This is a genomic window from Halomonas sp. IOP_31, from assembly GCF_021151495.1.
Taxonomy (GTDB): Bacteria; Pseudomonadota; Gammaproteobacteria; order Pseudomonadales; family Halomonadaceae; genus Modicisalibacter; species Modicisalibacter zincidurans.
Map to the genome: position 1 here is coordinate 1 of NZ_JAIRBP010000016.1, position 24,252 is coordinate 24,252.

Sequence of the window (24,252 nt, forward strand, 5' to 3'; positions counted from 1 at the left end):
GCCGGTGGCACGCTCTCGCCCGAAGAGGCGCAACGCTGGCGAGTCCGCTATCGGCAGTGCCTGACAGAGGGTGAGACCGAGTGTCCGCCACCGATCCCACCACCACCGGGAAAGCGCGGTCATGCCAAACGTACCAAGGCACGTAACCTGCTCGAACGTCTCCAGGCGTACGAGGACGACGTGCTGCGTTTCCTCGACGACCCCGCCGCGCCCTTCACCAATAACCAAGGGGAGCGTGACCTGCGGATGACCAAGGTCCAGCAGAAGATTTCAGGCTGTTTCCGCTCCTGGGAAGGTGCCGAGATCTTCTGCCGGATGCGCAGCTTCCTCTCGACGGCGGTCAAGCAGGGCCTGGCAGCGCACACCGCACTGGAACAGTTGTTTGCCGGTGAAGTGCCCGAATTCATGCGTCGGGACGGCCTGGATCAGGCAGCGTGACCTGAATAGTTACGACTATTTTAGCGAGTTGGGCTGGCTCGCCTCTGCGACCAAAGCTCTACTTTACGTTAACGTCAACCAAAACTAAGCTGGCTGGAAACAGCAACGGACCGCCGGCCAACGCGACCGGCCGCTACATACACCCAGGAGTCGACCATGCACGCCCCCTATTCGCCGCTCGATTTCGGCCTCCCCGATGAGCTGAACATGCTGCGCGATCAGGTCAACGCCTTCGCCCGCGACGAGATCGCCCCCCGCGCCGCGCAGATCGACCACGACAACGTCTTCCCCGAGGACCTGTGGCGCAAGTTCGGCGACATGGGCCTGCTCGGCATCACCGTACCCGACGAGGATGGCGGCAGCGGCATGGGTTATCTCGCCCATTGCATCGCCATGGAAGAGATCTCGCGGGCCAGCGCCTCGGTGGGCCTGTCCTATGGCGCGCACTCCAACCTGTGCGTCAACCAGTTGAAGCTCAACGGCAATGCCGAGCAGAAGGCCAGGTACCTGCCCGGGCTGATCAGCGGCGAGCACGTCGGCGCGCTGGCGATGTCCGAGCCCGGCGCCGGCTCCGACGTGGTGTCGATGAAGCTGCGCGCCGACAAGCGCGGCGACACCTACGTGCTCAACGGCAACAAGATGTGGATCACCAACGGTCCCGACGCCCAGGTGCTGGTGGTCTACGCCAAGACCGACCCGGACGCCGGTTCCAAGGGCATCACCGCGTTCATCGTCGAGCGCGACTTCCCGGGTTTTTCCACTGCGCAGAAGCTCGACAAACTGGGCATGCGCGGCTCCAACACCTGCGAGCTGGTGTTCGAGGATTGTGAGGTACCGGCCGAAAACGTGCTCGGCGAGGAAAATCGCGGCGCCAAGGTACTGATGAGCGGGCTGGATTTCGAGCGTACCGTGCTCGCCGCCGGTCCCATCGGCATCATGCAGGCGGCGATGGACGTGGTGGTGCCCTATATCCACGAGCGCAAGCAGTTCGACCAGTCGATCGGCGAGTTCCAGCTGGTGCAGGGCAAGGTCGCCGATATGGTCACCACGCTGAACGCCTGCCGCGCCTACCTGTACGCCGTGGCCGGCGCCTGCGATCGAGGCCGAACGTCGCGCAAGGATGCCGCCGGGGTGATCCTCTACTGCGCCGAGAAGGCCACCCAGGTGGCGCTCGACGCCATCCAGCTGCTCGGCGGCAACGGCTATATCAATGAATACCCCACCGGGCGCTTGCTGCGCGACGCCAAGCTCTACGAGATCGGCGCCGGCACCAGCGAGATTCGGCGGATGCTGATCGGGCGCGAGATTTTTAACGAATCGGCGTAAACCCAGCCCCGAGCCACGGGCTCCGGGCCACGAACCGCTCGTAGCTCGTAGCTCGTAGCTCGTAGCTCGTAGCTCGTAGCTCGCCAGAGGATCTTTCATGGCCATATTGAGTACCCAGATCAACCCGCGCAGCGAGGCCTTCCAGGCCAACGCCGCAGCATTGCGCGGCGAGGTCGACACGCTGCGCGAACTGACCGCGCGCATCGCCCGGGGCGGCGGCGACAAGGCCCGCGAACGCCACGAATCCCGCGGCAAGCTGTTCGTGCGCGATCGTATCGACCACCTGCTCGACGAGGGCTCGGCGTTTCTCGAGATCGGCGCGCTGGCTGCCCACGACGTCTACGGCACCGAGGTGCCGGCCGCCGGCGTGGTCGCCGGCATCGGTCGGGTAAGTGGCGTGGAATGCGTGATCGTCGCCAACGATGCCACGGTCAAGGGCGGCACCTATTTCCCGCTGACCGTGAAGAAGCACCTGCGCGCCCAGGAGATCGCCCGCAAGCACCGCCTGCCGTGTATCTATCTGGTCGATTCCGGCGGCGCCCACCTGCCCCACCAGGACGAAGTGTTCCCCGACCGCGACCACTTCGGGCGCATCTTCTACAACCAGGCGACGCTGTCCGCCGAGGGCATCCCGCAGATCGCCGTGGTGATGGGCTCGTGCACCGCCGGCGGCGCCTACGTGCCGGCGATGGCCGACGAATCGATCATCGTGCGCGGCCAGGGCACCATCTTTCTCGGCGGCCCGCCGCTGGTGAAGGCTGCTACCGGCGAGACGATCAGCGCCGAGGATCTGGGCGGTGCCGACGTTCACGCCAAGATCAGCGGTGTGGTCGACCACTACGCCGACAATGACGCCCATGCCCTGCAACTGGCGCGCCGCGCGGTGTCGCGGCTGAACTGGCAGAAGCGCGGCCAGTTGGCGATGCGGGAATCGCGGCCGCCGCGCCTCGACCCCCAGGAGATCTACGGCATCGTCGGTACCGACCTGAAGAAGCCGTTTGAGGTGCGCGAGGTCATCGCACGGCTGGTCGACGATTCCGACTTCGACGAATTCAAGCGCTACTACGGCGACACTCTGGTCACCGGCTTCGCCCACCTGCACGGCCATCCGGTGGGCATCGTCGCCAACAACGGCGTGCTGTTCTCGGAGTCGGCGCAGAAAGGCGCGCACTTCATCGAACTGTGCGCCCAAAGAAAAATCCCTTTGATTTTTCTACAAAACATTACCGGGTTCATGGTCGGCTCGAAGTACGAGCAGCAAGGCATCGCCAAGCACGGCGCCAAGCTGGTCACCGCGGTGGCCTGCGCTCGGGTACCCAAGTTCACCGTGCTGATCGGCGGCAGCTTCGGCGCCGGCAACTACGGCATGTGCGGGCGCGCCTATGACCCCAACCTGCTGTTCATGTGGCCCAACGCGCGCATCTCGGTGATGGGCGGCGACCAGGCCGCCAACGTGCTGGCCCAAGTTCAAAGGGAAAAGTTCAAGCGTGACCAGTTCGAACGCGACGGCGACGAGTGGAGCGAAGACGACGAAGCCGCGTTCAAGGCCCCGATTCGCGACCAGTACGAGCACCAGGGCCACCCGTTTTATGCCAGTGCGCGGCTGTGGGACGACGGCGTGATCGACCCGCTGCAGACCCGCGACGTGCTGGGGCTGGCGCTGAGCGCGGCGATGAATGCCGAAATCGAAGAAACCAAATTCGGCGTATTCCGGATGTGAGCCCCTTGCTCCGCAAGAGGAGCTATAAGCTTGAAGCTGTAAGCTGGAAGGTTCCGCCGCACGCTTCGAAGGCCTAACTGGGGTTCTTACAGCTTAGAGCTTACGGCTTACAGCTTTACCGATGAGGCCGCTGTATATGACAGACACAACAAGCCTTGCAAAGCTTCGGATCGATCCCCGCGGCGTCGCCTGGCTGACGCTCGACAAGCCCGACGTCCACAACGCCTTCGACGACGCGCTGATCGACGAGCTCAACGTCCACCTCGACCAACTGCATGACGCCGCCGAGCGCGACGAGGTGCGCATCGTCGTGCTGGGCTCGCAAGGCAAGCACTTCTCGGCCGGCGCCGATCTCAACTGGATGAAGCGCATGGTCGACTACAGCGTCGACGCCAATCTCGCGGATTCGCGCCAGTTGTCGCGGCTGATGCAGCGGCTCGACAGCCTGCCCTGCCCCACGCTCTGCCGCGTGCAGGGCGCGGCCTACGGCGGCGCGGTGGGTCTGGCGGCATGCTGCGACCTGGTGATTGCCTCGGAGGCGGCGCGCTTCTGCCTCTCCGAGGTCAAGATCGGCCTGTCGCCGGCGGTGATCAGCCCCTACGTACAGCGCGCCATCGGCGAACGCCAGATGCGCCGCTTCGCGCTGACCGCCGAGGTCATGGACGTGACCACCGCCCAGGTGCTCGGCCTGGTGCATGAAGTGACCGACAAGCACGAGCTCGACGAGCGGGTGGCGGTCTATGTCGACACCCTGCTCGCTGCCTCGCCCCAGGCCAGCCGCGCCACCAAGGCACTGCTCGCCGAGGTGGCCCGCGAGCCCGATTCCGACGCCACCCGCGAGCGCTGCTGTCGAACCATCAGCGAACTGCGCGTCAGCGACGAAGGCCAGGAAGGCCTGGCCGCCTTCTTCGACAAGCGCGCCCCCGCCTGGCGACGCGGTCACGCTTCTGCAGACGATAGCCATGACAAGGAGCCGCGCTCATGAGCCTGACCAACGCGCCGCGAGCGCTCAACACGCTGCTGATTGCCAACCGCGGCGAGATCGCCTGCCGGGTGATCCGCACCGCGCGCCGCCTGGGCCTGAAGAGCGTGGCGGTGTATTCCGATGCCGACGCCAACGCCCGTCACGTGCGCGAAGCCGACGAAGCAATACGCATCGGCCCCGCCGCCGCCCGGGAGAGTTACCTGAACGTCGACGCGGTGATCGAGGCTGCCCGGCGCACCGGCGCCGACGCCATCCACCCGGGCTACGGCTTTCTTTCCGAGAACGCCGATTTCGTCGCCGCCTGCGAGGCGGCCGGCGTCATCTTCGTCGGTCCGCCGGCCAGCGCCATCGCCGCGATGGGCGACAAGTCCGCCGCCAAGGCGCGCATGGACACCGCCGGCGTGCCGCTGGTGCCGGGTTATCACGGCGACGAGCAGGCAGACGAGCATTTGCAGGCCGAGGCCGAGCGCATCGGCTACCCGGTGCTGCTCAAGGCCAGCGCCGGCGGTGGCGGCAAGGGCATGCGCGTGGTCGAGCGCGGCGCCGATTTCCAGGTCGCGCTGGACGGTTGCCGGCGGGAATCCCGCGCCGCCTTCAACGACGACCGCATGCTGATCGAGAAGTACCTGACCCAGCCGCGCCACGTCGAGGTGCAGGTGTTCTGCGACAGCCACGGCAACGGCGTTTACCTGTTCGAGCGCGACTGCAGCGTGCAGCGCCGCCATCAGAAGGTGTTGGAGGAGGCCCCGGCGCCGGGCATGAACGAGCCCCTGCGCCGCGAGATGGGCGAGGCCGCGGTGCGCGCCGCCCAGGAGATCGGCTACGTCGGCGCCGGCACCGTCGAGTTTCTTCTAAACGCCGATGGCTCGTTCTACTTCATGGAGATGAACACCCGCCTGCAGGTCGAGCACCCGGTCACCGAGATGATCACCGGCGAGGACCTGGTCGAATGGCAGTTGCGCGTCGCCGCCGGCCTGGCGCTGCCCAAGTCCCAGAACGAACTGACCATCAGCGGGCACGCCTTCGAGGCACGGCTCTACGCCGAAGACCCCGAGCAGGACTTCCTGCCCGCCACCGGCACGCTGTCGCGCTTCGCCCTCGACTTTACCGGCGCGGGGCTCGACCCGAGCCAGGTTCGTCTGGACAGCGGCGTCGAAGCCAATGACGCGGTCTCGATGCACTACGACCCGATGCTCGCCAAGCTGATCGTGCATGGCGACGACCGCGACCAGGCGCTGGCCACGCTCAACCGCGCGCTGGCCGCGCTGGACGTCAGCGGCGTCGTCACCAATCGTGCCTTCCTGCTACGCCTGGCGAGCCACCCGGCGTTCGCCGGAGCCGAACTCAACACCCGCTTCATCGAGCACCACGAACAAGCGCTGTTCGCCCCGACCGCCCTCGACGAAGCCGATTACGCACGGGCCGCGCTGGTCGCGCTGGATTGCCTGCACAGCGAGGCCGACGACGACTCGCCCTGGCAACGCCGCGACGGCTGGCGGCTCAACGCCCCCGCCTGCCTGCGCGTCGCCCTCGCCGCGCCGGCGCACGGCCGCGACGCCGCCGACAGCGAGGCGATCGTCACCGTGCTCGCCGAACGCGAAGCGAGCCGGGGCGACTGGCAGCTGACGGTACGCGAGCGGCGCTTCAACGGGAATCTGCAACGCCTGGCCGGCGACAGCGTCGCGCTGACCCTCGATGGCCATCGGCGTCGCCTGCTGGCGCGTCGCGATAATGACAGCCACGGCGAGACGCTGGTACTCGCCGATGCCCACGGCGAGAAGCGCCTAGCCTGGCGCCGGCTCGACGCCGTCGACCACGGCCAGCATGAAGTCGACGCGACGCTGACCGCGCCAATGCACGGCACCGTAGTCGCGCTGCTCGTCGAGCCCGGCCAGTCCGTCGAGAAAGGCACGCCGCTGATGGTCATGGAGGCGATGAAGATGGAACACACCCTGACCGCCCCCGCCGACGGCGCGGTCGAAGCGTTCCACTTCGCCGCCGGTGATACTGTCGGCCAGGGGGATGTGCTGCTGGAGTTCGCCGCGGACGAATAGCGCCGAGCAATGCCGGGTGCGTGAGAGCGAATTTATTCGCGATGCAACGCCCCACGTTGCCAAGATAATGAATGCAGCGCCAAAATCGAGTCGCCAGCGCAACAAGCCTATCAGGAGGTACCCATGCCCTTCCCCAAAGCCGCCCGCCTGGTCGAGGTCGGCCCCCGCGATGGCCTGCAGAACGAGTCCGAACCGATCGACACCGCCACCAAGCTGGAACTGATCGAGCGCCTTGGCGCGGCAGGTATTCGGCATATCGAGGCGGCCAGCTTCGTCTCGCCCAAGTGGGTGCCGCAGATGGCCGACCACCGCGAAGTGATGACCGGCCTCACCCGCCACCCGGGCGCGACCTACTCGGCGCTGACGCCCAACCTCAAGGGGCTGGAAGCCGCGCTGGAATGCGGCGTCGAGGAAGTCGCCGTGTTCGGCGCCGCTTCAGAGGCCTTCTCGCAGAAGAACATCAACTGCTCGATTGCCGAGTCGCTAAATCGCTTCGAACCGGTGCTGGAGCGCGCCAAGGCCGTCAACGTGCGCGTGCGCGGCTACGTCTCCTGCGTGCTCGGCTGCCCCTACGAAGGCGAAATCGCCCCGGCCAAGGTCGCTGATGTCTCAAAGGCGCTGTATGAGATGGGCTGTTTTGAGGTCTCGCTCGGCGACACCATCGGCACCGGCACCCCCTTCAAGGCCAAGCGCCTGATCGAGGCGGTGAGTCGCGACATCCCCATGGACAAGCTCGCCGCCCACTTCCACGACACCTACGGCCAGGCCCTCGCCAATCTTTACGCCGTTCTGGAAGAAGGCATTGCCGTGATCGACAGCTCCGTTGCCGGTCTCGGCGGCTGCCCCTACGCCAAGGGCGCCTCCGGTAACGTGGCCAGTGAAGATGTGGTTTATCTGCTTGATGGGCTGGGTATCGAGACGGGTATTGACCTGAACAAGCTCGCTGATACCGGCACCTGGATCACCCAAGCTATCGGGCGGCCGAATCGGTCGAAGGTGGGTGTGGCGTTGGCAGCTAAGTAAGTACGTGGTGGAAACGAAAACCCCCGAGTCAGTGAACGACTCGGGGGCAATTTAAGTATTACGGCAAAGTGCCTTAGATGATGGATTAACGCCAGCCAGCATGCGCGCCTACGGAATGGAGGCGAAGCCGCAATGGAAAAGACGTCGCCGTGCCTGCGATGGTTATGTGCTGTGAGCGACGTTTGGGAACCTTTCGGGATGCTCGATAATTTCCTCCGTCAGGTCTACGTCAAGATCAGGCCAATAAAAGTGGCCAGGGGATTGTTTCTCAACATTCACAATCGCGCTGATCGGCTGCTCCTTAAACCAGGGGAAACTGTTGTACGGCATGAAAAACTCACGGTTATGTGCCAGAAGTCACACGCCATGTGCAGAGATATTCGTCACCTCAACTGCCGAAATGCTGTTTCCACGCGCTGACAAGCTCATTGCGGTGATCCTCCACCAGTGATTCGATTTCTTTCAACTGCTGCCGGTTGTATCCATAATTTTTGGCCAACTCAAGATCTGCTTCAAACCGGAATTTAGCCTCGCCATCTCCTGATACTACATGAACATGGATACTACATGAACATGGATGCGAGACTCCTCTCGTGAGAAGAAAAAGAAGCGATATCCTTTTTCTCGGAATATTGTAGGACTCATCCATACTCCTCACACATAACGCCCGTCTCACGCACCGGTTTGGAGCTGCAAAGCGGCGGAAAAACGGTCGCTGTGCAGCCGATTGTTAAAGCCTTCCAAGCCAGTACTGCGGACGTCGCCGGTCATGGGCAACCGCCAAAACTTGAAAACCATCAAGTTTCTCTCGGTAAACGATGGACAGCGGAAACCTGTGAAGGGGCGCTCTACGAATATCTGGCTGCAACTCAACTTGCCAGGCTTTTGGCGACTCGCCAACTAAATTGGCCAGGGCCTCAAATTCCTCTATGAAGGCACCACCCAGTCCCGGAACTTTTGATTCGTAATAACCAACTGATTCCAGGAATTCGGCTTCCGCTGCCGGGTGAAACGAATAGATCATTTGATCAGTTCTCTAGCCTTCCTCATGACATCTTCACCGGACACGGCCTGTAGTGAACCATTATCGAGCTCTTCGCCTCTACGGCGGGCTTCAAGCAACCAGTCAGATCTGAGCTCTTCCCTTGATGGCGATTCCAGACTCAGGACCAGTCGCTGGACCAGTTGAGCTCGCTCCTCTTTTGGGAGGTGGAGCGCCTCGTCTTCAATTCTCTGGAGATCCATGGGCGAAACCTCTCGTTCGTTTACCCGTCAATTTTGACACGGATGGGTGACGGCTGCCATGCCTCGGTTTGTACAGCGTTCTGCGACCGCACAAACACAACGGCGGACTACCGCCCAATGTCGCAGAGCAAGCTTACTGGAAAACTCAAAAGACGGTGGCCTAAAACACTTGACCACTACAGCCTGCTGGATCAGGCCAAATCCACATGAAACGTCGAAGAGCCATATAAATCAATAATTTATATATAAAGCTCACACCACCACCAGTGACTCGAACTTGCCCTCGTCCGTAAACGTCAGCCGGTAGAGGCCATGCACGCCGTCGTGCCCGACGATGCGCCGCAGCGCCTGGGCCGGGAATACCACCCCTCGCCCGTCCCGGCTGCGAGCGTAAACGTGCTGAGCGTCGCCGGCCAAAGTAGTTGTCGCTCGATAGTGCGCCAGGCACTGCTCGGCGGAAAGATCGATCACCACATTGATACTGGGCATGGGTTCTTTATGTCGGTTTGAGGCTGTTATTGCCTGATGCTGGGCTAGCAGAATGGTTTTCAAGTGAATCGTGAAAGACGGGCACCAGGCTTGACCGCCTGCTTTATCAACTGGTCCCAGCTATCAGGTGGATTGCCGTTGTCCAGCATCTTGCGAAAGGTCCGATAGGCATCCGTCTTGCTGTCGTAGGCCCGCCTGGTCTGCTCGTCATTGACCCAGGCGTAGACAATGATCCGGCTGGGCTCGTGGTAGCGAAAGAATAGCCGGCATTGCTGATAGAACTTGGCCCGAACCCAATGCTTGTGCTCATCGCCCAGCGTAGCCCCCTGCCGATATTGCTCATGGGTCGGGTCGCTGGGAATGTCCTCAAGTGCAAGCTTGAGGATCGCCGCGAGTCGCTTGGTGTCGTTCTTGCGGGTATACCCCTCGGCATCCTTCCGCCTGTGCCGCTCGACTCGCCGGGCCAGCGAATCCAGTTGGGAAAGAAATACTGGGTGGGCATAGATCGTCCACCCATTGCTACACAGGGGCTCGTTACTCGCGGCACTCATTCGTTGTCTTCGGACAGCGGCTCATCGAGATCCACATCGATACCCGCGGTCAGCTCACGCGCCTTGGCAACCGACGCTGCGGTCAAGGGCTGAATACGCTCGGGATGGTGCTGCAGGTCACGCTCCAGGAAGCGCAGGAAACCCACCATGACCGGGTCTTCAGCCTGCGCGTCCGCTGCCCGCGTGAGCACCACCTCGCCGTTGTCACGGATGCTGTAGTGGATCTTGTCGCGCTTGCCGAGGCCCAGCGCTCGGCGGACCTGCGCCGGAACGGTGGTCTGGTAGCGTTCAGTCAGGGTGGAATCCACTTCGTGCGTCGCATTCATGGGCAACCTCCCAAGATCGGCGGGTGATGACGACACATAAAAGGTAATGCAATTGCATTACCTCGTCAATGCGCAAAACACCCCACGCTGGAGCAGCATCGCCTTCTTCCCTGACTCAAGCACCAGCCAGGCCCGCCGATATATTCCACGGCAGCGGTAGTCGCTGGGCCTGCTGGCTCAGCCGTCGGACAGATGCTCTACCGCCCACTGATGCCGCTACCCTGGAAAAATTTGCAGATAGTCCTAAAGCAAATGCCGGTAGCGTCGATAAACAGAATAACGGCCACGGTGCCGTTGCGGTGGAAAGACCGGAGATCCGGTCGCCGGGACTCCGGCACACCGCTCGAGCCCCTAAAGAAAAAGGAAACACCAATGTCCGTAATCAATACCAACATCACGTCGATGATCGCTCAGCAGAACCTGAGCTCTTCCAAAGGCGACCTGACCACCGCCATGGAGCGTCTGTCTTCAGGCCTGCGCATCAACAGCGCCAAGGATGATGCCGCCGGTCAGGCCATCGCCAACCGTATGACCAGCCAGATCACCGGTCTAGCACAGGCGCAGCGTAACGCCAACGACGGTATCTCTGTCGCGCAGACTGCGGAAGGCGCGCTGAATCAAGTCAACGACAACTTGCAGCGTATTCGCGAGCTGACCGTTCAGGCGCAAAACGGTACTAACTCTGCTGAAGACAAGCAGTCCATTCAGAATGAAATCGGTCAGCGCCTCAACGAAATCAATCGTATCTCCGAGGAAACCAGCTTCAACGGCGTCAAGGTGCTGGCAGCAAACCAAGATATATCGATTCAGGTTGGGTCAGAAGATGGACAAGCCATCAATGTTTCTCTTGAACAAATCACTTCAGCTACGTTGAAGATGGATAGCTTGGACGTAACTCAGCGCACTGAATTTTCTGAGAACTTCGGTGCAACCGTTTCCGATACTGATACTGGTGTAACGGCCAAGTTTGATACAGCCGACCTCGCTGATCTTACTGAATCTGGTGCTGGCACCTCGGCTGCTGTTTCTGCAGAAGGAAATATCTTCGCTAAAGAGGGTGGTGGCTACGCCGTGCTTGCTGATAATGGCAACTACTATACTGTTGATACATCAGATGCATCTGGCCTGACATTTGATAGTACTGGCACTGCCGTTGATGCCTCTACACTTGACACCTCAAACCCTGTCGACAGTGTCTTGGCAGATGTGACACTGGATACAGCCACTAACCTCTCCAGTGCTGATCTTACCGAAATTAATGACGCCGAAGGTAACGGTACCGGCGAGTATGTAATGGATAACGGTGACGGTACTTACAATATGGCGACCATTGCTACTGACGGTACAGCTACTAAGGGTGAGGCACTCACTGTTGACCCGCTGAAATCACTGGATGGTGCACTGAGCAAGGTCGACGCGCTGCGTTCCGATCTGGGTGCCATTCAGAACCGTTTCGATTCAGCGATTACCAACTTGAGTACCACTGAAACTAACCTGTCTGCCGCGCGTTCACGCATCGAAGATGCCGACTACGCTTCAGAAGTCGCCAACATGACTCGTGCCCAGATCCTGCAGCAGGCCGGTACCTCCGTCCTCGCGCAGGCCAATCAGGTTCCGCAGTCCGTACTGTCTCTGCTGGGTTAATCCGAGCATAGCAGTACATGCAGTAAAGGGTGGGGCTTCGGCCCCGCCCTATTTAAAACAGGCCCTCATTACGAGGGCCTGTCTTTTTTGAAGCGTGTTTATTAAGACGCTAACAAAGGCACTGTCATGCGGAAAACTAAAGACAGAATATCCGCTCGAGAACTCGTCCACGACGTAATACCCAAGCTGAGAGCTACGGAAAAACTGATCAGCGATACCCTTCTCGATATGATCGAGACGGCGAGCGACGAAGAGGAGCGCAGCCGGCGAATATTGCAACAGCAGGAGTTCGAACTCGAAGTCACCATGATTCGTATGAACCTCGACCACCTGATGAAACGCTACGCTAGGGAGATCCAAGAGATGATCGACGCGGCTGACGACCGCCCTGGCGCCCTCTTGCAGCTGGATCAGCACGAGCGCTTTGCCATTGAAAGTGCCAGACAGCTATACGATCGGGTACAGACGATTCAGACCGCCTGATCGATTGCTACCTGTACAGCCAATTCAGCATGCGGGGGCTTTATGAATCAGAGCGAATGCCAACAGGTGATCGACGAACTCGATATCGTCATCGACGATACCCGCAAACTGATGAAGCGCTTCGAGGCGACGGGCATGGATGAAGCGATGCCGAGTGACTATCAGCAGCTTCATGATGTTTATACCAAGGCCGTCAAAGATCAGTGGGCTTATACACAAGAGATGTTACAGGCGGGCGAGTAGCAGTACCAAGCATTACTTCCGGAGCTATATCGGGCACCTAACGGTGTCTATCGGGAATAAATTCCCTCCCACAATAAGCGGCTTCATGGTATCTATTCCAAGGCCGTCAAGGATCAGTGGGCTTATACCCAGGCGATGTTACAGACAGACAATTAGCCTAAACCTACATTCCGAAAAATCGCCGTTTCAGTAGTGATACCGGCATTGCACGATAATGATTGCATGCTCGGTGGGCTTGTAGACCAGGCGATGCTCCCGATCGATACGCCGTGACCAGTAGCCGGACCAGCCGTGTCGCAGTGGCTCGGGGTCACCCAGGCCGCAAAAGGGCTACCGCTGAATATCTCTAATTAGTGTATTGATTCGTTTCAGCGTCTTCTTATCCTGACTTACCAGTACAGCCTGCCAGTACAGATAGTCTTCCCATGCTTTTTCTGCCCATGTGAGCATCATTCTTCAATCAATCCGTACTCCTGAACCTGCCCGGCCTCGGCTTCAGCGATGGCCTGGCTCAGCCGCTCGGCATTCTTGGGGCTAGCCATCAAATAGGCGGTTTCTTCGTAGGACTTGAAGTCTTCCACCGACATGACGATGGCTGGCTTGCCGTTCTGGCGGGTAATGAAGACCGGCGTGTGATCGTCGTTGACCTTGTCCAGCGTCTTGGCCAGATGGCTACGAAAGGCTGAATAACTCAGTGTATCCATTGACGATAACCTCGATTCGTTTTACGTACGGATAATTGTACAAGTACAAAAAAAACGTACGCAAGCAGAAGCCATACGCCTTTACAGAGTCGTTGAACGCGATAGCGGTACTTTATTCCGCCGAGACCCTATCGGGCGCTGGCGGCGCCAATCGGGAACAAGTTCCCTCCCACTTTGCTCTAGCCCATCAACCCTCCATCGAGGCGATTCTTGTGCGCGCCTGACGCCTCGCGTCATATGACATAATGGCCGCACCTTGTAGCCGATGCCAGGGCCGCACCCAGGCATTTCTACGGAAGGGAGTAGCCTCTCTACATTGCAAATCATACAAAGTTTTATATATTTGCAGCATGCCAGACCATGAATTCACGGTCTCTTCGGTGGCCTTGCCTAGGCTCTCCCAAAAGAGTCACACTCAGTGTTATGATTGGTCATGGCAGGATGCATGTGAGGATCTTCAAGAACGCCTGGTTCGAGCGCTTCGCCCGTAAGCAACGAATCGACGATGATGCGCTATGCGAAGCCATCCAGCGGGCCGAGCAAGGCCTGATAGATGCCGACCTTGGTAGCGGAGTCATCAAACAGCGCGTCGCTCGCCCTGGCCAAGGCAAGTCCGGCGGATATCGTACAATCATCCTGTACCGTCAGGAGAGCCGCGCCTTGTTCGTCTTCGGCTTCGCGAAAAGCCAACAAAGCAACATCAGCGACGAAGAGAAGGCCGCCTTCAAGCAAGCAGCACAGCACATTCTGTCGCTGTCTGATGAGCACCTGAATGCGATGATCGATAAGGGCCAATTTTCGGAGGTGATGGCAATGGCTAAGCAGTACCGTAGTGACGCCCTCGCCGCGATCCATGAAACCATGGAGGCGCTACATGAGGTCGGCGCCATCGACAAGCAGACCATGCGTGACTTCGATAAGACCTGCCTTACGCCGGTGAAAACATTGTCTCCTGAGGAGATCCGCGCCCTGCGTGAGCGTGAGCACTTGTCTCAGCCTGTGTTTGCCCGCTACCTCAACGTCAGCAAGAACCTGGTCTCCGACTGGGAGCGTGGCGTGAAGCGTCCTGGCGGTCCGGCGTTACGCTTGCTGACGCTGATCGAGAGGAACGGCATCCAGGCCGTCGCCTAAGCGAGGTGAAACGATGAGTAATGAGACGTTCGACAGCGTGTGGGACGCCATCGAGGACACTGCTGCCGAAGCGGAAAATATGAAGCTTCGCTCCGGTCTGATGATGGCCCTTGAGCAGCACATTAACCGTCAGGGCTGGACCCAGGGCGAAGCCGCTAAGCGGCTGGGCGTCACTCAACCCAGGGTGTCCGATCTGATGCGTGGCAAAATCCACCTGTTTGGTCTCGATACGCTGGTGAACATGGTGGTAGCAGCGGGGGCAGCCTCGGGAAAGTCCTTTAGGTTGAAAGTAACGATGGCCTCAGCCCCGCAATGCAGCGCACAAGCGAGCACATGGCGATCATCGGGGTCGGGCAGTTCAAGGCTATCGATCAAGGGTTCAAAACCCTCCACGACGGCTCCCCGCGCATGCTGATCCATCAACTGACGCACCCGCTCGAGTTTCTCCCATGTCAGATCGCTACGCTGGTCCAGCAGGTTACGCATCCACTCGTGGTGGATCATCCGTGACCAGCGAGCCCGATAAAGGTCGGTCAAGGCCAGATGAATCAGCAAGCTCCGCAACGGGGCGGGATAGAGCACACAGGCGTCGTATACGACCGTGTAATGTGAGCTCATCAGTAGCCGAGCCCGAGGTCTTGATCCAGTGCTCGCAGCCGCTGTTCGTCGACCCGCGTAAAATATCGAATACTTCTCTGGCGCTCTATAGTGGCCGCTTTGTTGAGAAGTACATCATCGGGCATGGATACTACCTCTTCGCTCGATGTCAGCAAGCAGTTCACGCCGCTGTATTGCCAGATCCCAGTATTCGCTGAACGTCGATAACTCGAAGAGGTCGGCCTCGGTTCCAGCGCTCCATAAACGCTGCCCTTGCGCCAGGACCTGATGGCGCATGACGGTGCTCGCCGCACGCAGGTCCACCAGATCGACATCGCGCCCCAACCGCTCCGCCAAGTGCTCCATGAGTGACCAACGTCGTACGGCGGGCAAGGAGGCAGGCAGTAGCACGGCTAGGTCGACATCGCTGTCAGGCCCCGCCTGGCCTGCCGCTTCGCTGCCGAACAGATAAATGGCCTGCAGATCGGCAAGCTGGTCGCGCAGGAATTGCAAACAGGGCTCAAGGGCTTGAGGGTCTAAGCGCATAGCAAATCCTTTGTCATGGCCTTCTTCGCACTCTACGTGGATTCATTCGCAATAGCGGTGCAAAGCGTATACCGGGACTATAGCCGGCGCCTGACGGCGCCAATCGGGAACAAGTTCCCTCCCACGAAGCCCCGCTTGGGGCCATTGGCAGCCTATCGAGAGTCCATGAAAGCCGCAGCGAACTGGCGAAATTGATCGAGATGCTGGCGACAGATCGAAAATACGATCTGCCAATCGACGGCTTCATAGTTATGCACCACGATATTGCGAAAACCGACCGACTTCTTCAGGTTGGCGGCCAGCTCATGGTTGATAACCTCACGCTCTGCCAGCACATCGAAACTTTGCCCCATGGTAATCGGTGAAGTCAGCTCGTGATGTTCGGCAATCCAGTGCGAGGCTATATCGACACATAGCTGAATGGCTCTTGTCAGGTTCAGCGCGAGGATATCCTGCGCATCGAGATCCTTCTGCAAGGCCTCGACATTGCTGGGGCAGCGATCCTCAAGCCGCATGACGCAGCGCCGCAACGATTCCAGCTTCTGATTGATCAGCGATTGATCCATGCCTGCTGCCTGGCCTGCAAGACTCGCCGCTGCAGCGGTACGAAGTCTTCGTTGTCGATGATGTTGCGATAGATGATCTTGGCCCACGCGGTATCGCTACCCGATAAACGTTTGCCCGTAGTCACGATCTGGCTCAGCAAGGGTTGCCCGGCAGCCTTCAGGTCGACCAGATCGACAGGGCGCCCCAACTCGAGCGCCAAGGCCTCGATCATGGCCACTCTCTGCCCCTGCGTCAGCGGCTTTCCCGCATCCAGCGCCACGTCGATATCGCTAGCCGCCCGCGCGGTGCCCCGGGACACGGAGCCGAACAACACGATCTGTTCGATCTCGCGGAAGCCGGCCAATGCCTGTTTTACCCGCTGACCGACGGCTATAACGCTATCCTGCTGTGCATCGTTCACTGTGTTTACCTAGACCGACGATTTCATCCATTAGAGTACAGGACCGGCCGATTTGCAGGCCATCGAAGACATGCATCCAGAGGTAGCTACATTGGATCATTCCACAATGCTTGGCTTGGTCACTCAGCATACAGTGGCTTGATTCGGGCGACCTCGTCGCTAACCGATTGGGCTGCGTTCCACAAATCAAGAGCGCGCTGCGCATTCAGCCAAAACTCAGGGGAATTATCGAACAGACGACCAAGCCGAAGAGCCATCTCGGGGCTGACAGCGCGACGTTCACGCAACAGCTCATTTACCGACTGGCGAGAAACACCCAAGGACTCAGCCAGCCGCGTGACGCTCAGGCCATAGTCCGGAATAAAGTCTTCTCTCAGCATTTCGCCAGGATGAGTCGGCTTACGCTGCATACCGGCATCATTGGGGATACTCATGTTAGTTACCTCCTTCGAGCCAGACTGCTGCCCGTAACTTATCTCTCTCATCGCAGAGGGCTCAGGCAATAGCAAAGCGCGAAATGTGATTCTGGTCCCTGCCCTCGGCCTTGGCCAGCTCATAGTTGGTCTGCATGATTAGCCAGTGCCGCGCGTCACCAATCCCACCCCACTCCAGCCGAACGGCAAAATCAGGAGAAATTCCCGTGCGTTCATTGAGTACACGCGAGACGGCATTGCGCGACATGCCGACGCGTCGAGCGAATTCGGTGACGCTCAAGCCCAAGCTCGGCAGAATACGCCGACGCAATATCCGGCCCGGGTGAGGAGGCGTCTTCATGGCCATAGCAAATCCTCTTTCTAGCGGTTAATGATAGTCTTCGTAATCAACCTGGTCGGCATCTTCACCGTCAAATGTGAAAGTCACCGCCCAATTCCCGTTTACATGGACGGAGTAATAGCCATTCCGCGCCCCCTTCAAAGGATGAAAATCCATACCGGGTAAATCCATTTGCACGGGGCCACTCGCCGCATCCAACAGAGCGAGGATGTCTTCGAGATCCTCGACATGGCTGGGTTGGACGCCTTGCCGTTGCCCTTTCTCATAAAGACGCTTCAACCCTTTGTGCTTGATCTTTTTGATCACTCCCACCGCTCCGCTGACGCTATTATTGGCTATAAATCTCAATTTCCATTGTAATCTGACACGTGTCAATGGTCAAAGCAGCCATGAGAGCGGCCAACAGCCGACCCGTGCCGCATAGAGGCGTTGCAAAACATACGAATCGCATTTGTAAAGTTCGCTTTCAATCAGCCGATAAGGCTTATAGTGCTGCGTCGCGCTCATGACGTCGCCAACGGCGTCGGCCACGTCTCAAGCCGGAGTCGAAAATCCGGCTCGATAAAAAACTAAAGCCAGGGACCCTTCATGGTACGCAAACTCCTTTTCACCGGGCTGGGCAGCGCGTTGCTGCTGGGCGGCTGCGTCGCCAATACCTCGCAGGTGCCGATGGCGACGACCTATCCCTCAATAACTGGAGCGAGCCGGCGCTGGCGCTAATCCCCGGTGCGGCTCTGGTCGACGCCTTCAGCGGCAGTTGGGAGAGCGTGAGCAACCAGGAGGTGATCGTTACCACCCAGGTCAGCGAGAACGACCGCATCCTGTATTCGTCGTCGAATATCTATTACATCAACGGTGACGATGCAGGCCAGTACGAATCGCCCAAGCCGTTACCCGTGACCGATGCCTGGTGAGAGAGCGCCTACAATGAAATCGATCCAATGCCTATTGCTGCGCGTCGCCCTGGCCAGTGTCATGGCGCTCGGCGCCGGTTGCGCCTCCAACGGCAGCGACAGCTATAGCGTCACCAGCAACGCCACGGTCGACATACTTGCGCTGGTGCGCGAAACCGCCGCCGATCTGCTCGCTGACACCCGCGAGCTGGACCCAACCAAGCCGATCGTCGCGGCGAGCTTCGTCAGCATCGACGACCTGAGCGAATCGTCGACTTTCGGTCGCACGCTTTCCGAGATGTTCGCCTCGTCGCTCAGCCGTGCCGGGCTGATGCTAATCGAGGTCAAGATGCGCAACAGCCTGTTCATCGAGGAGCAGACCGGCGAGCTGATCCTGTCGCGGGACATCCGCCGGCTTTCCGCCTCGCATAACGCCCAGGCGATCCTATTGGGTACCTATGGCCAGGGTCAGAGCATGGCTTACGTCAATGTGCGCCTGGTGCGTACCCGCGACAACGTGGTGCTCGGCGCCTCGAGCGTGCAGATCCCGCTGGATCGTAATACCCGTGCGATGCTGCCCAACCGCTGGTAGTGACTTGCCGTGCATCGATCGAGCCCGTGCCGGTACGTTCAAGTCTCGCCCCGCCAGGCCGATAGGTCATTTGACAGGCTCGCCCATCGCGCCTGCTGATAACCAACCACACCCCTTCGGCATGCACCGCGAGGCTGGCCATGAGCTCCCCTTACATCGACCCCATCACCGGCGCTGCCGCTGGCGTGATCAGCGCATCGGGCAACGGTGCGACAACCCCGCAACAAAGGCTCGAGCGGGTCCTTGCCCATCTCGCGGCGCCGCCTGGCGTGGCGAAAAACGCGCAGGCGTCGCCGGCGGACGAATCGAGCGCCACCCAGAGCGAGCTGGTCGAGCCGCTTCATCGGATCAACGCGGTCATGCGCAGCTACGGCCTGGAATTCGATCTGCAGTCCTACGACAGCCGCGTGGTAACCCGCGTCGTGGATCGCGAAAGCGGCGATGTGATTCGCCAGATCCCCAGCGAAGAAGTCCTGCGCATCGCCGAGAGCCTCGCCCGGATGCAGGGCCGCCTGATCGAGCTGCAGGTCTGATTCACTCAACGACGGGACAAGGCCAATGGAATGGCAACCCGCCTGATCCGTGCCGGAGACACAGCCAGCAGGAAAGACAAGGAGACAGGTCACCGATGACACTTCAGCGCACAGCCTTCAATCATGGAATACGCAAGGCCATGCTCATGAAGCCTCGCCGGCTTGCCGCGCTACGCGCAACGCAGTTGCTCGACACGCCCGACGAGGTACGCTTCGACAGTCTGACGCATCTTGCCTGCCGCCTATTCGATGCGCCGATCGCTTATATCAGCCTGCTCGACGCGGATCGCCAATGGTTCAAGTCGGCTTGCGGGCTGGGCTTTCGCGAAATGCCCATCGAATATGCCTTCTGCGTCCACACCCTGGAATCGGGCACGCTCACGGTCATCGAGGATGCACAGGCTGACCCGCGCTTCGCCGACAATCCCTATGCCCGCGGCGAGCCCTACATTCGCTTCTATGCCGGCACCCTCATCTACGGCCCCGACCGGATGCCGTTGGGCACCTTCTGCATCGTCAGCGACACACCGCGCACCTTCGATGCCCGGGAGCGCGAGATGCTAAAGGGTCTGGCACACCTGACCACGATCGAGATCGAGCGGCGTAGCGCTCACCGCGGGGAGCGCCAGAACCCTCCGAGCGGCGCCTACCCGCGCGAACGGGGTACTGGGTTGCCACCAACGCCGATCAGTGTCGAGGATCGCTGGCAGACGCCCTACGCTGCCAGAAATACGGCTCACAACGGTGCCGCCCTGCAGGCTCAGCTCGATAAGTTTCGCGCCACACTGGACGCCACCCTCGACCTGATCCTGATCGTCGATGAGCAGACCCGGCGCTTTACGTATTGCAATCAGGGCGCCATCGAACGACTGGGCTATTCGCGCGATAAGTTGCTGACGCTCTCCCCCGAAACGCTCGACAAGTCGTTGGCAGTCAGCGCGCTGAGCAAGCGCTTGGCGGCGCTCGATGGCCAGCGTGCGGTGCGCCTGAATGCCAATCTGCATTGTCGCAACGGCGAAACGTTGCCGGTCCAGGCGCAGATTCAGCGCACGCCCTCGAGCAACCTCGAACGGACCCAGTTGATCATCGTCGCCCGCGACCTTCGCGAAACGCTGAAAGCACAGCGCGAAATCGAGTGGATCACCCATCACGACGGCCTCACCCATCAGCTCAACCGCACCGGTTTCCTGCGCGCGCTGGCCCGCAGCGACCATGCATCCGATCAGTGCAAGAAGAAGAGCCAATTGGTCGCCGTGTTCGGCATCGACCGCTTCAAGCGTATCAACGATGCCCACGGCACCGCCCAGGCCGACGCCATTCTCTGCGAGCTGGCCCAGCACTTGAGCAGTCTTCTCGCACCCCACGTCGACGCCCACCTGGGCCGGCTGGGCGGCGATGAGTTCGCCGTCAGCGTACCGCTCGCCCAGCCCTGCGAGGCGCCGCAGCTTGTCGAGCGCTTGCGCGAAGCGGTCGAAAGCTATCGCTTTCATGCCATCGAGGGGCTGCAACTGACCGTCAGTGTCGGCCTGACGGCGCATAGCCTCTACCAGACGGCTCCCGAGGAGCTGTTGAGACGCGCCAATGCGGCCCTGGTGCGCGCCAAGCAGCATGGACGCAACCGCGTGCGCCAATACCTGAGCGGCATGCTCGACGAGGCCAGCCGTCACGAGGCCATCGAGAGACGACTCGTCGGCGCTTTCGAGCGGGGCGAATTTCATCTCGACTTTCAGCCGCAGTGGTCGCTCAAGGCGCTCGACCGACCGTGCGGCGCCGAGGCGCTGCTGCGCTGGCGGGCTCCCGATCAGCAGACCGTCGGCCCCGACGTCTTCGTACCGATTCTCGAACAGAGCGGGCTGATGGTGGAGGTGGGTCGCTGGATCATCGATCAGGCGCTCGACACGTTGGCATCGAACCGGCAACGGCTACCCACGAACTTCTTCGTCAGCATCAACATCAGCGCCATCCAACTGATGGACGACGCCCAACTGGCCGACTACCTGGTCGAGGCATTGAAACGCCGACGCTTGCCCACCTCGGCGCTGGAGCTGGAGATCACCGAAACGGCACTGATCCAGTCGCCGTACTGGGTCGGCCAGCAGCTCGAGGCGCTGCATCGTCAATCGATCGCCATCGCGCTGGACGATTTCGGCACCGGCTTCTCGTCGCTGTCGCATCTCAAGCAGTTCCCGTTCGACACCGTCAAGATCGACAAATCGTTCATCGCCGGGCTGCCCGATTCCTCCGAAGACCGGGCGATCGTCGAATCGCTGCTGACATTGTGTCGCGGATTCGGCCGGAATGTCTGCGCCGAAGGCATCGAAACGCCGGCTCAGCTCGACTACCTGCGCCGGCTGGGCTGCAATCGCGCCCAGGGCTACCTGCTGGCTCGTCCCGATCGCGACCTGCTGACGCATGACGAAAAGTGACGGCGGGAAACGCAAGCGCTCCCGAACAGGCGCCGCTCAGGCTACCCGCCGGGAGAAAGGAATCAATAACGGCCTCGCAGGCCCGGTTCAGACCTGCATGTTCATGACGTCCTTGTAGGCCGTCACCAAGCGGTTACGTACCTGAACGCCCATCTGAAAGCCGATGCTGGCCTTTTGCATGTCGACCATCACGTCGTTCAGCGCGACCCCGGGATCGCCGGCCTGGAATGCCTTCACGCTGGCATCGGAGTCCTGCTTCAGCTGATTGATCTTGCGAATCGACGACTGCAGCGCGTCGGCGAAGCCGCCCTGCCCCACTGACGTCGACAACTGCTGGCCGCGACCGGCCTGGTTGGCGATCGATTGAGTGGCGCTGGCCTGATTGGCCAGACTCTGCATCTGCTGCAAGGCCGCTTGAATGGCGGGTACGCTCATGGCGGTTCTCCTGCCCCTGTTGGATAAGGACCGATGGGTGGACGAAGGCAAGCCTAGCATCAGCGGCGGCGGATCATGGCTGCAAATGAGCTTCAAAAATGGGGCTTTTCTTGCCTTTAGGGCGACAACACCTGCGGATAATGGCCTCCATCACACGACCGTCCCCCTTGACAACGCGCCCAGTCCGGCTGGCCTATCGCAACCGACCGCCACGTCAAGCGCAACCCGGGACTTGGAATCGATGGATGCTGGAGCCGGATATTAAAATGCTATCTGCACCGACCCGATACGCGCGGGCCGACGCTAACACCGCCACCCTGACGCGCCCGCTGCCTGGCGGAGGGCACTCATGAGCGACGTCGCCTCTTCGCAGCAGCGCAATCCTGGTGGGAACCAGGCCCGGGCAGCCAATGCCTCGGCCCAGGGCGCCTCCGCGCAAGGACTGCTCAAGCAGTTGCGCGAGAATCCGCGCATTCCCTTGATCATTGCCGCCGCCGCAGCGATCGCGTTGATCGCCGTGCTGCTGCTGTGGGCGCGCAGCCCCGAGTACCGGGTGCTGTACAGCAACCTGAGCGATGCCGATGGCGGAAGCATCATCAACGAACTCGACGCCCGCGGCATTCCCTATCAGTTCAGCGAGGGCGGCGGCGCACTGCTGGTGCCCGCCGACCAGGTGTATCTGCTGCGTCTTCAGCTTGCCGAACAGGGCTTGCCCAAGGGTGGCGATGTCGGCTTCGAGGTGATGGACAATCAAGCCTTCGGCATCAGCCAGTTCGCCGAGCAGGTCAATTTTCAACGTTCGCTGCAGGGCGAGCTGGCCCAGTCGGTGGAGGCGCTCGGCCCGGTCGCCCAGGCCCGCGTGCAGCTGTCGATGGCCAAGCCGTCGGTGTTCGTACGCGAAAGCGAACCCGCCAAGGCCTCGGTGGTACTGACCCTGGAGCCCGGCCGGGTGCTGAGCGAAGGCCAGGTCAATGCCATCGTGCACATGGTGTCCAGCAGCGTGCCGCAACTGGCCACCGACGCGGTCACCGTGGTCGACCAGGACGGGCGGCTGCTGTCGCGCAACGGCAGCCAGCTGGGCGGCCTCGACGGCACTCAACTAAGCTATGTCCAGAAGATCGAGAAGACCTACCAGGAGAATATCGAGCGTATCCTGGCGCCGATCCTGGGCGCCGATAACGTCCGTGCGCAGGTCGCGGCGCAGGTCGATTTTTCCAAGCGCGAGCAGACCGCCGAGCGCTATTCCCCCAATCAGCCGCCCAACGAAGCCGCCGTTCGCAGTCGCCAGTTGAGCGAGTTGTACACCGGTGGCGATGGCCTGCCCAGCGGCATTCCCGGCGCACTTTCCAATACCCCGCCGGGCGTCGCGGCATCGCCGATCGACAACGGCCAGACCACTAATGCCCAGGATCAGGTCAACGGTGCCAACGCCCAGAATACCGCCGACAACGCTCAGGCCGACAGCAATACGCCACTGAGCCGCCTGGACCGCAACGACACCATCAATTACGAACTCGATCGTCAGGTCGATTACGTCCAGTTCGAGCGTGGCGGCGTCGAGCGCCTTTCGGTCGCGGTCGTCGTCGATTACCGCGAGGGACTCAACGAGGCCGGCGAAACCGTCAAGCAGCCGCTCAGCGACGAGCAGCTGGCGCAGATCGAGCGCCTGGTACGCCAAGCCATGGGCTTCTCCCAAGCGCGCGGCGACGCCATAGAAGTGGTCAACAGCCCGTTCACCGAAAGCGACGAGACGTTTGTCGAAGTACCTTGGTGGCAGACGCCGGCAATGCTGCAGCTGGCCATGACCCTGGGCCGTTATCTGCTGGTCGCCCTGGCCGCGCTGTTCCTGTGGTTCATGGTCTTGCGTCCGCTGATCAAGCGCCAGAGCGCCGCCCTGCCCGCGAACCGGCCGACCGCCCTGCGCAGCCCGAACGCGGCGAGCGCCGGCGATAGCGAGGACGATGATGGCGGCGATGCGCCGAGCGAAGCCGCCGAGCCACCGCCGCGCCGCCGTCGCCGCGCCAATGCCTACGAGCAGAATCTCAAGGATGCCCGCGAGATCGCCCTGGAAGATCCGCGGCTGGTAGCCATGATCGTCAGAAGCTGGATGAACGACAAATGATCGAA

Annotated in this window: 32 protein-coding genes and 2 pseudogenes; 17 read left to right on the forward strand and 17 right to left on the reverse strand. The window is 60.7% G+C overall.

Features of this window, described 5'->3' with window-relative positions; translation table 11 throughout:
* The 6 genes from K7I12_RS09890 to K7I12_RS09915 all read left to right on the forward strand — a co-directional run.
* The coding region (locus K7I12_RS09890; protein ID WP_231664041.1) for an IS66 family transposase at positions 1-438 on the forward strand (438 nt) is incomplete at its 5' end.
* 156 nt (positions 439-594) lie between these two features.
* Positions 595-1,764: an isovaleryl-CoA dehydrogenase gene (locus K7I12_RS09895; RefSeq protein ID WP_031383630.1), complete on the forward strand. Its 1,170-nt coding sequence runs from the start codon at positions 595-597 to the stop codon at positions 1,762-1,764.
* Between the two features lie 97 nt (positions 1,765-1,861).
* Complete coding sequence (locus tag K7I12_RS09900) at positions 1,862-3,484, forward strand: carboxyl transferase domain-containing protein (protein ID WP_231664043.1); 1,623 nt, start codon at positions 1,862-1,864, stop codon at positions 3,482-3,484.
* Positions 3,485-3,620: 136 nt separating this feature from the next.
* Entirely contained in the window at positions 3,621-4,469 is an 849-nt protein-coding gene (locus K7I12_RS09905; protein WP_231664045.1) for an enoyl-CoA hydratase-related protein, read from the forward strand.
* The gene (locus tag K7I12_RS09910) at positions 4,466-6,523 is read left to right on the forward strand and encodes an acetyl/propionyl/methylcrotonyl-CoA carboxylase subunit alpha (RefSeq protein ID WP_231664046.1); all 2,058 of its coding nucleotides are present in this window, start codon (positions 4,466-4,468) and stop codon (positions 6,521-6,523) included. The genes K7I12_RS09905 and K7I12_RS09910 overlap by 4 nt, the downstream gene beginning before the upstream one ends.
* 123 nt (positions 6,524-6,646) lie before the next feature.
* Positions 6,647-7,546: a hydroxymethylglutaryl-CoA lyase gene (locus tag K7I12_RS09915; RefSeq protein ID WP_231664047.1), complete on the forward strand. Its 900-nt coding sequence runs from the start codon at positions 6,647-6,649 to the stop codon at positions 7,544-7,546.
* Positions 7,547-7,708: 162 nt separating this feature from the next.
* On the opposite strand, the gene K7I12_RS17685 is transcribed toward K7I12_RS09915, so the two are convergent.
* The 7 genes from K7I12_RS17685 to K7I12_RS09945 form a co-directional block, all read right to left on the reverse strand.
* Entirely contained in the window at positions 7,709-7,900 is a 192-nt protein-coding gene (locus tag K7I12_RS17685) for a DUF2442 domain-containing protein (protein WP_422723642.1), read from the reverse strand.
* 34 nt (positions 7,901-7,934) lie between these two features.
* Positions 7,935-8,195: a DUF4160 domain-containing protein gene (locus tag K7I12_RS09920; RefSeq protein ID WP_201448183.1), complete on the reverse strand. Its 261-nt coding sequence runs from the start codon at positions 8,193-8,195 to the stop codon at positions 7,935-7,937.
* Positions 8,196-8,276: 81 nt separating this feature from the next.
* A complete protein-coding gene (locus K7I12_RS09925) occupies positions 8,277-8,570 on the reverse strand; it encodes a type II toxin-antitoxin system RelE/ParE family toxin (protein WP_150113095.1) in 294 nt (97 codons plus the stop codon).
* Complete coding sequence (locus K7I12_RS09930) at positions 8,567-8,791, reverse strand: addiction module protein (protein WP_031383635.1); 225 nt, start codon at positions 8,789-8,791, stop codon at positions 8,567-8,569. The genes K7I12_RS09925 and K7I12_RS09930 overlap by 4 nt, the downstream gene beginning before the upstream one ends.
* Positions 8,792-9,043: 252 nt before the next feature.
* On the reverse strand, positions 9,044-9,280 hold the full coding sequence (locus K7I12_RS09935; protein ID WP_031383636.1) for a DUF2835 family protein: 237 nt from the start codon (positions 9,278-9,280) through the stop codon (positions 9,044-9,046).
* Between the two features lie 59 nt (positions 9,281-9,339).
* Positions 9,340-9,831 (reverse strand): type II toxin-antitoxin system YhaV family toxin, encoded by a 492-nt coding sequence (locus tag K7I12_RS09940; protein ID WP_231664048.1) that lies wholly within the window; start codon positions 9,829-9,831, stop codon positions 9,340-9,342.
* Positions 9,828-10,157, reverse strand: a complete 330-nt coding sequence (locus K7I12_RS09945; protein ID WP_231664049.1) for a type II toxin-antitoxin system PrlF family antitoxin — start codon at positions 10,155-10,157, stop codon at positions 9,828-9,830. The genes K7I12_RS09940 and K7I12_RS09945 overlap by 4 nt, the downstream gene beginning before the upstream one ends.
* Positions 10,158-10,529: 372 nt before the next feature.
* Here K7I12_RS09945 and K7I12_RS09950 point away from each other — a divergent pair, with 372 nt between their 5' ends.
* The 3 genes from K7I12_RS09950 to K7I12_RS09960 all read left to right on the forward strand — a co-directional run bounded on the left by K7I12_RS09950 (position 10,530) and on the right by K7I12_RS09960 (position 12,527).
* Positions 10,530-11,801 (forward strand): FliC/FljB family flagellin, encoded by a 1,272-nt coding sequence (locus tag K7I12_RS09950; RefSeq protein WP_231664050.1) that lies wholly within the window; start codon positions 10,530-10,532, stop codon positions 11,799-11,801.
* Between the two features lie 126 nt (positions 11,802-11,927).
* A complete protein-coding gene (locus tag K7I12_RS09955; protein WP_031383641.1) occupies positions 11,928-12,284 on the forward strand; it encodes a hypothetical protein in 357 nt (118 codons plus the stop codon).
* A 42-nt stretch (positions 12,285-12,326) separates the two neighbouring features.
* Positions 12,327-12,527, forward strand: a complete 201-nt coding sequence (locus K7I12_RS09960) for a hypothetical protein (protein WP_231664051.1) — start codon at positions 12,327-12,329, stop codon at positions 12,525-12,527.
* A gap of 186 nt (positions 12,528-12,713) precedes the next feature.
* Here the strand turns inward: K7I12_RS09960 and K7I12_RS09965 are convergent.
* Positions 12,714-12,980, reverse strand: a pseudogene (locus tag K7I12_RS09965) (Txe/YoeB family addiction module toxin).
* Complete coding sequence (locus tag K7I12_RS09970) at positions 12,977-13,231, reverse strand: type II toxin-antitoxin system Phd/YefM family antitoxin (RefSeq protein WP_231664053.1); 255 nt, start codon at positions 13,229-13,231, stop codon at positions 12,977-12,979. Before K7I12_RS09970 ends, K7I12_RS09965 begins: the two are co-directional and overlap by 4 nt.
* 447 nt (positions 13,232-13,678) lie before the next feature.
* On the opposite strand from K7I12_RS09970, the gene K7I12_RS09975 reads away from it, so the two are divergent.
* Positions 13,679-14,362, forward strand: coding sequence for a type II toxin-antitoxin system RelE/ParE family toxin (locus K7I12_RS09975; RefSeq protein ID WP_231664054.1), 684 nt, complete (start codon positions 13,679-13,681; stop codon positions 14,360-14,362).
* 103 nt (positions 14,363-14,465) lie between these two features.
* On the forward strand, positions 14,466-14,777 hold the full coding sequence (locus K7I12_RS09980) for a helix-turn-helix domain-containing protein (RefSeq protein WP_231664084.1): 312 nt from the start codon (positions 14,466-14,468) through the stop codon (positions 14,775-14,777).
* On the opposite strand, the pseudogene K7I12_RS09985 reads toward K7I12_RS09980, so the two are convergent.
* The 7 genes and pseudogenes from K7I12_RS09985 to K7I12_RS10015 form a co-directional block, all read right to left on the reverse strand.
* Positions 14,702-14,980 (reverse strand): annotated as a pseudogene (locus K7I12_RS09985) (PIN domain-containing protein); the annotation flags it as partial. The gene K7I12_RS09980 and the pseudogene K7I12_RS09985 overlap by 76 nt on opposite strands.
* A gap of 114 nt (positions 14,981-15,094) precedes the next feature.
* Positions 15,095-15,505: a type VII toxin-antitoxin system MntA family adenylyltransferase antitoxin gene (mntA, locus tag K7I12_RS09990; protein ID WP_031383646.1), complete on the reverse strand. Its 411-nt coding sequence runs from the start codon at positions 15,503-15,505 to the stop codon at positions 15,095-15,097.
* 152 nt (positions 15,506-15,657) lie between these two features.
* The gene (gene hepT, locus K7I12_RS09995) at positions 15,658-16,071 is read right to left on the reverse strand and encodes a type VII toxin-antitoxin system HepT family RNase toxin (RefSeq protein WP_031383647.1); all 414 of its coding nucleotides are present in this window, start codon (positions 16,069-16,071) and stop codon (positions 15,658-15,660) included.
* Positions 16,056-16,472: a type VII toxin-antitoxin system MntA family adenylyltransferase antitoxin gene (mntA, locus tag K7I12_RS10000; RefSeq protein WP_035575238.1), complete on the reverse strand. Its 417-nt coding sequence runs from the start codon at positions 16,470-16,472 to the stop codon at positions 16,056-16,058. Before mntA (K7I12_RS10000) ends, hepT begins: the two co-directional genes overlap by 16 nt.
* A gap of 119 nt (positions 16,473-16,591) precedes the next feature.
* On the reverse strand, positions 16,592-16,906 hold the full coding sequence (locus K7I12_RS10005; RefSeq protein ID WP_231664055.1) for a HigA family addiction module antitoxin: 315 nt from the start codon (positions 16,904-16,906) through the stop codon (positions 16,592-16,594).
* Positions 16,907-16,967: 61 nt separating this feature from the next.
* Positions 16,968-17,252: a HigA family addiction module antitoxin gene (locus K7I12_RS10010; protein WP_201448184.1), complete on the reverse strand. Its 285-nt coding sequence runs from the start codon at positions 17,250-17,252 to the stop codon at positions 16,968-16,970.
* A 21-nt stretch (positions 17,253-17,273) separates the two neighbouring features.
* Positions 17,274-17,552, reverse strand: a complete 279-nt coding sequence (locus tag K7I12_RS10015) for a type II toxin-antitoxin system RelE/ParE family toxin (protein WP_231664056.1) — start codon at positions 17,550-17,552, stop codon at positions 17,274-17,276.
* A 282-nt stretch (positions 17,553-17,834) separates the two neighbouring features.
* Between K7I12_RS10015 and K7I12_RS17515 the strand changes: the two genes are divergently transcribed.
* The 5 genes from K7I12_RS17515 (at position 17,835) to K7I12_RS10035 (ending at position 21,690) form a co-directional block, all read left to right on the forward strand.
* A complete protein-coding gene (locus K7I12_RS17515) occupies positions 17,835-17,966 on the forward strand; it encodes a hypothetical protein (RefSeq protein WP_269438637.1) in 132 nt (43 codons plus the stop codon).
* Between the two features lie 47 nt (positions 17,967-18,013).
* Complete coding sequence (locus tag K7I12_RS10020) at positions 18,014-18,160, forward strand: hypothetical protein (protein WP_231664057.1); 147 nt, start codon at positions 18,014-18,016, stop codon at positions 18,158-18,160.
* Positions 18,161-18,173: 13 nt separating this feature from the next.
* Complete coding sequence (locus K7I12_RS10025) at positions 18,174-18,731, forward strand: FlgO family outer membrane protein (RefSeq protein ID WP_031383651.1); 558 nt, start codon at positions 18,174-18,176, stop codon at positions 18,729-18,731.
* Between the two features lie 140 nt (positions 18,732-18,871).
* Positions 18,872-19,264, forward strand: coding sequence for a flagellar protein FlaG (locus K7I12_RS10030; RefSeq protein ID WP_031383652.1), 393 nt, complete (start codon positions 18,872-18,874; stop codon positions 19,262-19,264).
* Positions 19,265-19,404: 140 nt separating this feature from the next.
* Positions 19,405-21,690 carry a sensor domain-containing phosphodiesterase gene (locus K7I12_RS10035; RefSeq protein ID WP_231664058.1) on the forward strand — a complete coding sequence of 762 codons (2,286 nt, stop codon included), beginning with the start codon at positions 19,405-19,407 and terminating at the stop codon, positions 21,688-21,690.
* 87 nt (positions 21,691-21,777) lie between these two features.
* On the opposite strand, the gene fliE is transcribed toward K7I12_RS10035, so the two are convergent.
* The gene (fliE, locus tag K7I12_RS10040) at positions 21,778-22,125 is read right to left on the reverse strand and encodes a flagellar hook-basal body complex protein FliE (protein ID WP_031383654.1); all 348 of its coding nucleotides are present in this window, start codon (positions 22,123-22,125) and stop codon (positions 21,778-21,780) included.
* Between the two features lie 349 nt (positions 22,126-22,474).
* On the opposite strand from fliE, the gene fliF reads away from it, so the two are divergent.
* Positions 22,475-24,247, forward strand: coding sequence for a flagellar basal-body MS-ring/collar protein FliF (gene fliF, locus K7I12_RS10045; RefSeq protein ID WP_031383655.1), 1,773 nt, complete (start codon positions 22,475-22,477; stop codon positions 24,245-24,247).
* Positions 24,248-24,252: the final 5 nt, after the last annotated feature.